The organism is Candidatus Solirubrobacter pratensis (assembly GCF_000425945.1).
Taxonomy (GTDB): Bacteria; Actinomycetota; Thermoleophilia; order Solirubrobacterales; family Solirubrobacteraceae; genus Solirubrobacter; species Solirubrobacter pratensis.
In genome coordinates this window covers 1-11,220 of the sequence record NZ_AUEK01000008.1, presented here as the reverse complement: position 1 = coordinate 11,220, position 11,220 = coordinate 1, and the positions used below count along the sequence as shown (strand labels likewise).

Annotated in this window: 8 protein-coding genes and 1 pseudogene; 1 reads left to right on the top strand and 8 read right to left on the bottom strand. The window is 72.9% G+C overall.

What is annotated here, in order from left to right:
• From H958_RS36285 to H958_RS46170, 8 genes are all read right to left on the bottom strand, one after another.
• Positions 1–2,949: a PASTA domain-containing protein gene (locus tag H958_RS36285; protein ID WP_037409880.1), complete on the bottom strand. Its 2,949-nt coding sequence runs from the start codon at positions 2,947–2,949 to the stop codon at positions 1–3.
• Positions 2,946–3,611: a phage tail protein gene (locus H958_RS43110; protein WP_051324068.1), complete on the bottom strand. Its 666-nt coding sequence runs from the start codon at positions 3,609–3,611 to the stop codon at positions 2,946–2,948. The genes H958_RS36285 and H958_RS43110 overlap by 4 nt, the downstream gene beginning before the upstream one ends.
• The gene (locus H958_RS0110340; protein ID WP_028058623.1) at positions 3,611–5,605 is read right to left on the bottom strand and encodes a putative baseplate assembly protein; all 1,995 of its coding nucleotides are present in this window, start codon (positions 5,603–5,605) and stop codon (positions 3,611–3,613) included. The genes H958_RS43110 and H958_RS0110340 overlap by 1 nt, the downstream gene beginning before the upstream one ends.
• 79 nt (positions 5,606–5,684) lie before the next feature.
• On the bottom strand, positions 5,685–6,086 hold the full coding sequence (locus H958_RS0110335; RefSeq protein ID WP_028058622.1) for a GPW/gp25 family protein: 402 nt from the start codon (positions 6,084–6,086) through the stop codon (positions 5,685–5,687).
• A 9-nt stretch (positions 6,087–6,095) separates the two neighbouring features.
• Positions 6,096–7,784 (bottom strand): VgrG-related protein, encoded by a 1,689-nt coding sequence (locus H958_RS36275; protein ID WP_028058621.1) that lies wholly within the window; start codon positions 7,782–7,784, stop codon positions 6,096–6,098.
• The gene (locus tag H958_RS0110325) at positions 7,784–8,488 is read right to left on the bottom strand and encodes a CIS tube protein (RefSeq protein ID WP_028058620.1); all 705 of its coding nucleotides are present in this window, start codon (positions 8,486–8,488) and stop codon (positions 7,784–7,786) included. The genes H958_RS36275 and H958_RS0110325 overlap by 1 nt, the downstream gene beginning before the upstream one ends.
• Before the next feature lie 3 nt (positions 8,489–8,491).
• The gene (locus H958_RS0110320; protein WP_028058619.1) at positions 8,492–8,929 is read right to left on the bottom strand and encodes a phage tail protein; all 438 of its coding nucleotides are present in this window, start codon (positions 8,927–8,929) and stop codon (positions 8,492–8,494) included.
• Positions 8,930–8,937: 8 nt separating this feature from the next.
• Positions 8,938–10,494: a hypothetical protein gene (locus H958_RS46170; RefSeq protein WP_028058618.1), complete on the bottom strand. Its 1,557-nt coding sequence runs from the start codon at positions 10,492–10,494 to the stop codon at positions 8,938–8,940.
• 100 nt (positions 10,495–10,594) lie between these two features.
• Here H958_RS46170 and H958_RS46165 point away from each other — a divergent pair.
• Positions 10,595–11,220 (top strand): annotated as a pseudogene (locus tag H958_RS46165) (hypothetical protein); the annotation flags it as partial.

Genomic DNA, 11,220 nt, shown 5'->3' with positions numbered 1-11,220 from the left:
CTAACCCCCCGAGTTGAACGGCTGGAACTGCGGGTCGTCGCCCGCGGCGTTCAGCTGCCTCTGGCTCTTCACGTCCTTGACGTCGAAGCGCACGAGCGCACCGACGTCCTCCGTGCAGCCCGCGTCGGCCTGGACGACCATGACCTCCTGGCCGTCGCCGCGATAGGTCACCTTGCATGCGCGCACCGGCGTCGGCTTGGCGCTCGTCATCAGGAAGTCGCCCTTCTTCGCCAGCCACAGCTTGAAGAACGAGGACCCCTGGTTGGAGACGAGCGCGAGCTGCTCGCCGTCGGGCGAGATCGCCGCGTCGAGCACGCCCTTGCCCGGCGTCCCGATGTCGGTCACGAAGTGGCCCTTGCTCCAGTCCGCCGGATCGGGCGAGAAGGCCGGCTTGCCCTGCTTGACCTTCCAGCGGACGATCCCGAAGACGCCGCTGCCGATCGGGTTCTTGACGCCGACGCCGAGGATCGTGCGGCCGTCGGGCGCCCAGTGCAGCGCCCGGATGACCGAGAAGCCCGGCTCGTCGAAGCACCTCACCGCGAGCGGATCCTTGGTGATGACGCCGAGGCAGAGGTCGGTGTTGCCGTCCTGCTCGTTGCCGATGGCCTTGGTCATCGCGAGCAGGTTCACGTCGGCGGTCGGCGCCCACGCGAGGTTCTCGTAGTTGTCGCCGGCCGGCGAGAGCGGCACCGCCGGCGCGTCCTTCTTGGTGATGTCCTTGAGGAGCACGCGCTTGTCGGCCGTGTAGGCGACGTGCGAGCCGTCGGCGCTCCAGGTCGGGTCCTCCTCGTCCTGCGGGCTGCCGGCGACCGGATCGAACTTCTGCCCGTTGGCGCCGTTGACGCGCAGGATGTCCTTCGCATTGGTGAACACGACCTGCGGCTGGCCGGCGGACACCAGCAGCGTCAGCTTCGCGCCGTTGGCGACCTTGGTGCCGCCGGGCGGCACGGTCGCGACCAGGCTGCCGACCGGCGCGTCGTCGAACTGCTTCTCGACCTGCGGGACGATGCCGAGGTCGGCGGCCTTCTTCGCGTACGCGTCGACCTTCGCGCCGGCGATCGCGGGGACGATGATGTCCTTCGCGCCCCCGGCCGCGCCGGCCGCACCCGCGCCCGCGGCGCCCGCGCCCGCCTTCTTGTCCTTCTTCTTCTTGGCGTCGGCCGCGGCCGGGTCGGGATAGAAGATGTTCACGGGCGTGCCCGCCTTGACGACCTCGCCGGCCGCCGGGATCTGGCTGGAGATCTTGCCCTTGGGGTCGACCGGCTGCGGGGAGGCCTGGCCCAGCGTGAGGTTCTTCGCGCGCAGCGCCTTCTCGGCGTCGCCGGCGGTCTCCCCGACGATCTTCGGCACGTTGACCTTGCCGGAGCCGACGGCCACGAGGATCGTCACGGGCGTGTTCTTCTTGACCTTCTCGCCGGCCGGCGGGGTCTGGCCGATCACGCTGCCCGCGGCGGCCTTGTCGTCGGTCTTCTGCTTCTGGTTGGGATCGAGCTTGAGCTCGGCCGTGGTGAGCTTCTTCTCGGCCTCGAAGGAGGACTTCTGGCCGACGACGTTCGGCACCGCGACGTCGGACGGGAACAGCTTGTAGAGCAGCAGCAACAGGACGATCAGCGCCAGGACGACTGGCACCGCCCACCACGGGATCCACGGCCGCTGGCGGAACACGCCCTGCGTCGGCAGCAACGGCGCCTGCGGCGTCGCCGCGCCTCCACGGCCGGGCAGCTTGACCCCGCCCTTGGCGAGCTGCGACGCGTTGAACGAGCCCATCTGCGGCCCCTGCAGCTGCGGGCCGCGGAACGTCGGCTTGCGGATGTTGATGCCGCCGGGACCGATGTTGACGTCGGGCGGGTAGATCTGCGGCTTGAAGACGCGCGGGCCGTAGACGCCGGGCATCTGCGGGACGCGCTTGCGGAACAGCCCCTTGCGCGTGAACGCGCCCTGCTGCGAGAGCACCGCGGCCGCGAGCGGCTCGGCGGCGGCGCGCGCCGCGGCCTCCTCGCCCGTGACCGTCACGACCTCCAGCCGGCGCTCCTGGCCGCGCCCGAGCCAGATCTGCTTGGGCGGCTTGACGCGCATCTCGGACTTCACGGTCGCGCCCGGCGGGATCTCCTGCGGCGGGCGGTTGAAGCCGAACCGCAGCTCGTCGTCGGGATCTGAGCCCTCGAGCGCGACCAGCACCGGCGCGTTGGCCCTGTTGGTCACCGAGACGTCGAAGTCGGCCTTGCGGCGGCCCTTGCGGCGCTGCGGGCGCAGCATCGTGGCGGTCTCGATGTAGGGCGCGATGTGCAGCGCCAGCGGCGCCGACGCCGCGTCCACCCCGTGCGCCTTGGAGTGCGCGACGACCTTCAGGTCCCACGCGCGCGCCTCGGCCTCCGGGCCGCGCGGCGGGTGCAGGTGGATCTCGACCTCCTGCTCGTACGTGCCGCCCGAGCCGAACGGGACGAGGTAGACGGTGCCGGGGAAGATCGACCACCAGCCGTCGGGCAGGCCTTCGATCCGCAGGTCGTAGTTGTCGACGATGCCGCTCTGGTTGCGGACCATCGCGAGCACCTGCGCGCGCTGGCCGGGCTCGACCGCCTGGTGCAGCGTCTCGCCCTTGGCCGGATCGCCGTCGCGCAGGCGCAGCACGATCGTCGCGCCCTCGGGCGCCGCGGCGGCCGGCGGCTGCGCGGGCACTGCGCCCTGCACGAGCGTCTTCGGGATCACCGGGGCCGGCGCCTGCGGCGGCGGCGGCGGCGCGGCCTTCACGGGCGCGGTGGAGCGCGGGGGCGGTGGCGCGGGGTGGCCGTTGCCGGCTTCAGGAGGAGCCGCCTCGGCCTGGGCCTGCTCGGCCATCTCGGGCGTGATCGCCTGGACGAACCCGGTCGGCTCCCAGCGCAGGTACTCGCCGCAGCTGCAGAAGTCCTGGTCGAGCGGGTTCTCCTTGCCGCAGCTCTGGCACGTCCTCATGACTCGACCTTCTTCTTCGCCGACTTCACGCGCAGGCGGTACGTCGTGTGCACGGGCTTGTACTGCTCGATGCAACGGGCGATCGCGGCCTGCACCGGCTCGTCGACCGGCTTGTCGCAGTAGACGACGAAGCTCTGCGCGGCGGGCTCGGCCGGCGCCGGCTTGCCGGACCAGTGGACGCCGCCGTTGTCCTCGACGCGCAGCGGCATGCCGGGGAAGTGCAGGGCGAGCGCCAGCTCGAGCCCCTTCACCGTCCCGCGCCGGCGGCCGAGCTCGGCCGCGCGGCGGACCATCTCGCGCCGGTGGCGCAGCTCCTGCGCCTCGTCGAGGTCCACGCCCAGCCATGCGGCCAGCAGCTCGAGCACGTCGCGCGGCGCGTGGTTGGGGTCGAAGTGGGCGGGCAGGGCGTCGAGCACGGCGACGATCGGGTCCAGCAGCTCCTCCAGCGCGCCGACGAAGCGCATGCCGAAGTCGCCGTCCTGGTAGAGCGAGGGCAGCCCGTTGCGCAGGTACGCGCGCGTCGACGCGACCGGCGGCGTCTCCTTGGGCCCGGACGCCATCCGGACCATCAGCGTGCCGAAGCCGGCGCCCGAGAACGTCTTGTAGTGGCCGTTCTCGGAGCCGTCGTCGTGCTCGCCGTGGGCTCCGTTCGTCTCCGCCACTAGTCCTCGCGATGCGTGGCCTTGACGATGTGCTGGCCGGACGCGAGCAGCTCGTCCGGCTCGAGGACGATGTGCGTCCCGCCCGGCTTGGCGGACTGCTCGCCGGTCTCGAGGTTGGTCTCGTAGATGCGCAGGATGCGGACGAACTCGACGCCGTCGACGGCGTGCACGACGCCGTAGAGCTCGCCCTGGTTGAGCGCGCGCCCGAACGCCCAGCCGGCGCCGGGGCCGGTCGGGTTGCCGCCGACGAGCGGGTTCAGGTACGTGTAGAGCGCGTGCGCGACGTCCTCCTCGACGCGCGCCGTGTCGGCCAGCGGGCGCGCCTGGAGGTTGACGACGACGCTCAGCCCGCGGTAGCGGCACGGCTTGAGCTCGACCTGGGTCCCGATCAGCCGGCGCTCGTCGAGGTAGGAGCCGACCTCGGTCAGCAGCTCCTCGTCGGGCATCAGCTCCTCGTAGGAGAGCTTGCGGTCGGCGGGATAGATTCGCGGGACCAGGTGCAGCGGCACGGCGCCGCCGGCGGCGGGCGGGATGCAGACCGCGCGTGCGACGCGCGGGCTGGCCTCCCCGGCCATGAACTCGAAGTCCTCGGCGGTGACGGCGCGGTAGCGCGAGCGGATCTCCATCGCCGCGCGCTGGCGCGCGTGCTGGATGATCTCGGCGTCGACGCCTCCCGTCGCGGCCTCCGGGTTGGTCACCGTGTCGATGCCGGGAATCGTGCTCTTGAGCACCGTCAGCGTTCCCGCCGTGACGTTGCCGTCGCGCCCACCGCCGTGGCGGTAGCGCGTGAAGCGCATCACCGCGCCCTTGGGCGGGACCGCGCCGTACTGCGTCCAGCCGCCGTCGGTCTCGCGGATCGCGGGACCGAGCTCGACTTCACCGGAGACGAGGTCGAGCACGAAGTGGCGGTCGAACTCGGTAGAGCCGACGAAGTCGCTGCGCGGCTCCCAGCGCGCCCAGTCGCCGGACTCGGGGTCCTGGACCTCGAGCGTTTCGCCGGTGCCGGGCTTGAGCACCGGCCGGTTGCGCAGCGGGTGGACCTGGCCGGGCGTGCCGTCCGAGATGCCGATGATCTCGCGCTCCACGCGCGAGGCGTGCGTCGCCGGCAGGCGCGCGCCCATCGGAGCCGCCGTGATCGAGTAGATCTCCGGCGGGTGCGAGTAGGTCGCGCCGGTGCGGCCCGCGGCCGTCGTCTCGGCGATGCGGCAGCGCAGCCAGTGCAGCCGGTGGCCGCCGAGCGGCTGCACGACCGAGCGCGGCGGCAGCTCGAGCTCGACCGTTCCGGAGCCGTAGTTGAAGCCGCCCGTGAGGTCCTCGAGCACGTGCGCCTCGGCCCACTCGCCGTCGGCCTGGGAGACCTCCCAGCGCAGCGGCGGATCCTCGGGGTTCACGCCCGCGCCGCGCGCCTGCGAGGCGTCGACCTCGATCTGCAGCAGCAGCCGGTCCAGCGAGTCCTCGAAGCCGAGGTAGAGCGCGTCGCCGATCTGCGGGGGCGAGCCGAACGCGAGCTGGTCGGAGCCCTGCGGGCGCGCCTCGCCCTCGGCGATGCCGACGTCCTTGACCTGACCGCCGCGCTGGAGCACGTAGGCGGCGGGACGCGTCGGCTGGATCGTGAAGTCGTCGTCGACCTGGAAGATCACCGACTCCTCGCCCGCCGTCCGCGGCGTGCCGACCTCGGTCAGGCCGCCGGGGATCAGGATCGGCTCGTCGGGCGTCTCGGCGAGCCGGAAGCGCAGGCTCGTGGTCGCCGCGCTCGGCCCGTCGAGGCGGATGCCGAGCAGGTCCAGCAGCGCGACGTGCAGCTTGTCCGGCACGCGGTTGAGCCGGTAGATCGTCATCTCGGTCATCCACGCGAACAGCTCGATCAGCGTGATGCCGGGATCGGAGACGTTGTGCTCGGTCCACTCCGGGCACGCACGCGAGATGCGCATGCGCGCCTCCGAGACGAGGTCCTGGAAGCGCCGGTCGTCCAGTTCGATCTCGGGGAGCCTCACTCAGGCCTGCCTTTCGACGCGGCGCGGGAGCGAGCGCTCGGGCGAGTTCCCGCCGAAGCATGCGAGCGCGAAGCGCGAGTCATGCGACCTCCTCCGCGGGGATGACGTAGAAGGGATAGACGAGGTTGCGCTCGGTGTTGGTCGCGCGCACCGAGAAGCCGATGTCGATCGTCAGGACGCCGTTGTCGGCGTTCGCGAGGTCGAAGTCGATCGTCTGGACCTGGATGCGCGGCTCCCAGCGGTCGAGCGCCTCGCGGATCGCATCCTCCATCCGCCCGACGGTCGTCGCGTCGATCGAGTCGAAGACGAAGTCGTGCACGCCGCAGCCGAACTCCGGGCGCATCGGGCGCTCGCCGGGAGCGGTGCCGAGGATGAGCTGGATCGCCTGGTCGATGTCCTGCTCGTCGCGCGCGAGGGCGATGCCTCCGCGGCGATCGACCTGGAGGGGGAAGGCGAGTCCCGAGCCGATGATCTCCGTCACGTCAAGACCCTATCCGAGGTTGATGATCGCGCCCTTGATGTTCACGGGGCCGGAGCCCTGGATGTCGACGGTCGCTCCTTTGAGGGTGAGCGACGCCGACGCCTCCACCGTGACCGAGACGCCCTTGACCGTCAGGCTCGAGCCCGCCTCGATCACGTACTGCTGGGCCTTGAGGTTGCCGTTGCCGGTGGCCTCGTTCTTGTAGTTGCCCTTGATGGTCTCGGTCTTGTTGCTCTGGACCTCGACGGTCATGTTCTGGTCGCTCTTGATCTCGAAGTCCTTCTTCGAGTGCTGGTGGATCTTCTCGTCGGACAGGACGCTGAACGAGCCGTCCCTGTTCTGCAGCAGGTCCGGGCCGGGCTTGTCGCGGCCGTTGAAGACCGACCCGACGACGATCGGCCGGCGGGTGTCGCCGGCCTCGAAGCCGACGATCACCTCCTCGTTGACCTGCGGGAGCATCAGGAGCCCGCGCGCGTTGCCGGCGCTCGGGGTGGCGACGCGCGCCCACGCGCTCTCCTCGGAGTCCGACAGCGAGGGGTACTTCACGCGCACGCGACCCATCTGCTCCGGGTCGTTGTTGTTGGTCACCAGGCCGACCACGAGCGTGCTGGACCAGTCGCGCTCCCTGGGCGGGCGCATCAGCTCGAGCAGCGTGCGCGAGGAGCGGCCGGAGATCTGGAACGCCGTCCGGTACCCGGTGCCGCCGCGGTAGGTGTGCGTCGTCGAGGTGACGGTGAACGTCCCGCCGAAGCTCGTGCCGACGTTGTCGACCTTGACCTGGCCGCCGGCCTTGATCCTGGGGTTGCCGAAGGCGACGCCGTCGGCCTCGTAGAAGGCGTCCGCGAGCCGGTTGAGCGTGCTCTTGGCGAGCTCGTTCGCCTCGCTGCCGGTGGCGGCGACGCGGTCGGTGACGGCGGTCGTCCCGCCGCCGAGGTCGTTGCTGACCTTCGAGCGCTGGACGCCCGGCTGCGACGACGTCGTGGCGCCGGCCGCGGTCCCGTTGACCGCCTGCTTGTTCTTCGGGTCCCACGCGCGCACGTTGACCGTCTTGGGCTGCTGCACCCCGCTCATGCGGGGGCGGAAGGAGATCAGCTCCTGCTGCCACTTCAGCGTCACCGGAGCGCCCGTGGTCACGTTCGCCGGGCGGAAGTGGAGCTTGGTGTCCTCGACCACCAGCTCGTAGTCGTGCATCAGCGCGAGCCGCCAGCCGAAGTCCCAGTCGGTCTCGTTGCTCTGCTGGAAGAACTCGTGGACGACGCTCGTGGACTGGACCTGGGCGGAGAGCCCGGCCTCGCGCGCGATCTTGCCGACCATGTCGGAGGCGGACATCTGCTGGAACGTGCGCGTCTTGCGCTCGCGGTTGAGCTTGTGCGACTTGTCGTAGGCGCGCGCGACGATCGTGCAGCCCTGCTGCGTGAACTCCGGCTCGACGGCCGCGATCTGGCCCTTGAAGATCGACGCCGTCGACTGGTCGCCGGCGGCGGCGGTCTTGATCTCGATGTCCTTGCCGATCTGCAGCGGCTGGCTGTCGACGTTCTCGCCCCGGGGGTCGGACAGCTTCACGACCGCCATGTCCGGCAGCGTGAGCGAGTCGACGACCTTGATCTCGGTGGTCGCGTCGCGCCACTTCGGGTCCAGCGCCGCTCCCGCGACGAGGACGTCGAGTCCGGCGACGTGCTGTGCGGCGCCTGCGGGCATCAGGTCTCCAGCTTCGGAAGCGACAGCGGGGTGCCCCGGCGCAGGTGCAGCGGGTTGTCGACGCCGTTGGCCTCGGCGATCACGCGCCAGCGTGTGGCGTCGCCGTAGGTCTGGTAGGCGATGCTCGGGAGCGTGTCGCCGTCGCGGACGGTGTGCACGCCGAAGCCGGCGTTCGCGCGCGTGGTCGGGTTCTGGCCCTGGTTCGCGCCGTGGGACGACTTCGTCGAGGCGGTCTCGGCCTGCTTGAGGGTCATCTTGACCTCGGCGCGGATCGGCTCGCCCGTGGGCTTGAAGAGCTTGTAGGCGACGGTCAGCGACGTGCAGACCGCCTTGAAGCCGACGACCGTGCCCCACTGGAACGTGATGAACGGCGGCACCGCCGTCGTCCCGCCGCCGCTCTGGCCGGCGGGCACCTCCATCATCTTGAAGAGCGCGTCGGTCGCGGCCTGCACGGTCATCTTGCCCGTGAACAGCGTCTGGTCGAGGAGCAGGCTGAGCTCCATCTGGCGCGGGTTGCCGCCGCTGAACTGCGCGGGCGGGAGGCTCGTGCCGGTGACCTTCTCGTAGGTCCATTCGTTGGACTTCGAGATCGAGTACTCGGTCGGGTTGAAGTAGCACTCGATCAGCGGGCCGGCGTCGATCTGCAGCGTGGCCTTCGTGAAGCCGGTCGGTGCGGAGCCGTTGGATGAGGCGAGCGCGGCCATGGGCTACTGCGCGGTCGCGCCCTGGTGGGCGATCTCGAGGGACTCGGTCATCATGTCGTTGCCGCCGGCGTTGGCGTCCGGGCCGGTCCACTTGACGGGGTAGGCGCCTGCGAACGACCAGGCCTGGACCTTCTTGCCTTCGGTGTCGTAGAGCGTCAGCGACATGTCGGCCGGCTCGACCTGGACGACGGTCTTCTGGAACCAGGCCAGCAGTGCCCCCTCGGTCGTGAGGCCGCGCTTGAGCGTCAGGTTCGTGTGCTTGATCCGCGTCGGCAGCTTGTGCACGTAGTCGTTGCGCCCGCCCTCCGGGTACTCCAGCACGTCGACCTGGGCCGAGAGGCCCTGAACCTGCGTGAAGTAGCCGACCTGGATGTCGAGGCTGGGGATCTTCACCTCGAACAGGGACTGGTGGTACAGGAGCATGCGATCGGTGGCTGCCATGGCGCTCGCTAGGGGTTGTCGGTGAGGAGGTGGCCGGACTGCTCGCGCTCGACGAGCAGGTCGCGCTTGAAGCGCTCGAGGAAGTCCTCGTAGAGGGCGTCGACGTCCATGCCCTTCTCGGCGGGCGGGTGGTCGACGGGCGCAGACGGCATCGCGGGCGTCGACGGCGCGGGCGCGTCGGTCAGCTCCCGCGCGACGGTCACGGGCTCGGTCGAGAACGGCGCGACGCCGCCGGGCAGGACCGGCGCGCCGGGCACGCCGGGCACGCCGGGCGCGGGGAAGCTGACGGAGCGCAGCCCACCCTCGCCTTGCTCGATCGCGCCGCCGGTCGCCTCGGCGAGCCGCTCCGCGCTCGCGCGGGCGAGCCCGCGGGGGGCGGAGGCCGGCGGCGGCACTTCCGGTTGCGAGGAGGGGACGAGCGCCAGATGCGGCCGCGGCTCGGGCTCGGCCGGCGCCGCCGCGGAGCGGGCGAGGGCGGGCGTCGCGGCGGCACGCGCGGCAGGGCCGCCGGCCGGCGCGTCAAGCGCGCGCGAGTGTCGCGGCGCGGCCGCGGGCGAGTGGCCGGCGGCGCCCGGCGCGTCGAACGTGCGCGGTGCGGCGGGCAAGGGCGACTCGCCGCGCGCGACGGGCGCGTCGGACACGCGCGCGACGTGCGGCGCGGCGGCCGTGGGGGAGTCGCCCCGGGCGGCGGGCGTGTCGGAAGGGCGAGCGGCGGGCGAGGGCGAGTCGGCGGGGGCGACGGACGCGGCGCCGGCCGACCTGCGCGCGACATGCGGCGCGACGGGCGAGGGCGAGCCGGCGGGGGCGACGAACGCGGCACCGAAGGTCCGCGCGGCGGGCGAGGGCGAGTCGCCGGGGGCGGGAGCCGCGGCACCGTCGGACCTACGTGCGACGTGCGGCGCGGCGGGCGAGGGCGAATCGCCGGGGGCGGGGAACGTGGCACCGCCGGGCGCGTCGTAAGTGCTCGCAACGCGCGGCGCGGCAGCCGGCGTCGGCGAGTCACCGGCGTTCGGCGCGTCACCGGTGGGCGCCTCGATCGCCCGCGCGATTCGCGCCGGGGCGGCGGGCGAGGACGCGTCGCCGGCACGCGAGCGCGCGATCTGCGGGGCGCCGGGAGCCGGCGACGACTCGTCGCCGACAAGCAGGGGCGAGTCAGGTCCGGGCTCGACCGGGGCGCTGCCGCGGGTCGCGCCGGACGTGCGCGCGATGCTGTCCGAGCCGGCGATGACAGCGGCGTCGCCGCCGGACGTTGCGGCGGCACGGGGCGCGGCGCCTCCCGACGCGTTGGGCCGCGATGACGACCGCGCGACGCTCGCGCACGGCGACGGTGCCGAGGCCCCGCTGCGTGCGACGGCGGGCCGCGCGCTCGCCGCGGCGTGCGGCGGCGCCGGCTCGGCGAGCCGCGCCGGCTCGTCGTCGCGGCCGCGGATGTTGTCGAGCACGCGGCGGAACAGCCCCCGGCGCTCCGGTTCCTCGGCGGCCGGCTGCGGTGCGAGCTCGGCGATCTCGGGCTCCTCGACGGCCACCGCCGGCGGCGCCTCGGTCCGCGCGACCCACCGGACCACGGGACGCTCCGCCTTCGGCTCAGCCGTCCGGCGCGAGACACGAACGGGGCCGGCGGAAGACGCGCCCGCGTCGCTGGACGGCGCGGGCGAGGACGGGGTCGTGAGCGCGTCGCCGGACGGCGCGGGCGACGACGGCGTCCGGGGCGCGTCGCTGGACGGCGCGGGCGAGGACGGGGTCGTGAGCGCGTCGCTGGACGGCGCGGGCGAGGACGGGGTCGTGGGCGCGTCGTTGGACGGCGCGGGCGAGGACGGGGTCGTGAGCGCGTCGCGGGACGGCGCGGGCGAGGACGGGGTCGTGGGCGCGTCGTTGGACGGCGCGGGCGAGGACGGGGTCGTGACCGCGTCTCCGGGGTCCGCGGCGGGAGCGGGAGGCGACGCCGCGGGCGCGGCGGGGGTTCGCGCGACCGTCACCGGCGACGACGGGCCCGCGGGCGTGTCGCCGCCCGGCGCGGCCTCGGGGTCTGCGACGGTCGCGGGTGCGTCTCCGGAGCGTGGAGCGCGGGCGGCCGGCGATGACGTGCTCGCCGGCGTGTCGCCTGCCGGCTCGGCGGGCGTGCGGGCGAGGGCCGCGGATGACGCCGGGGTGGTGGGCGCGTCGCCGGCCGACGCCGAAGGAACGGGGGCGGTGGCCGGCGAAGACGGGCTCGCGGGCGCTGCGGGGGTCGTGGGCGAAGACGGGCTCGCGGGCGCTGCGGGCGTCGTGGGCGAAGACGGGCTCGCGGGCGC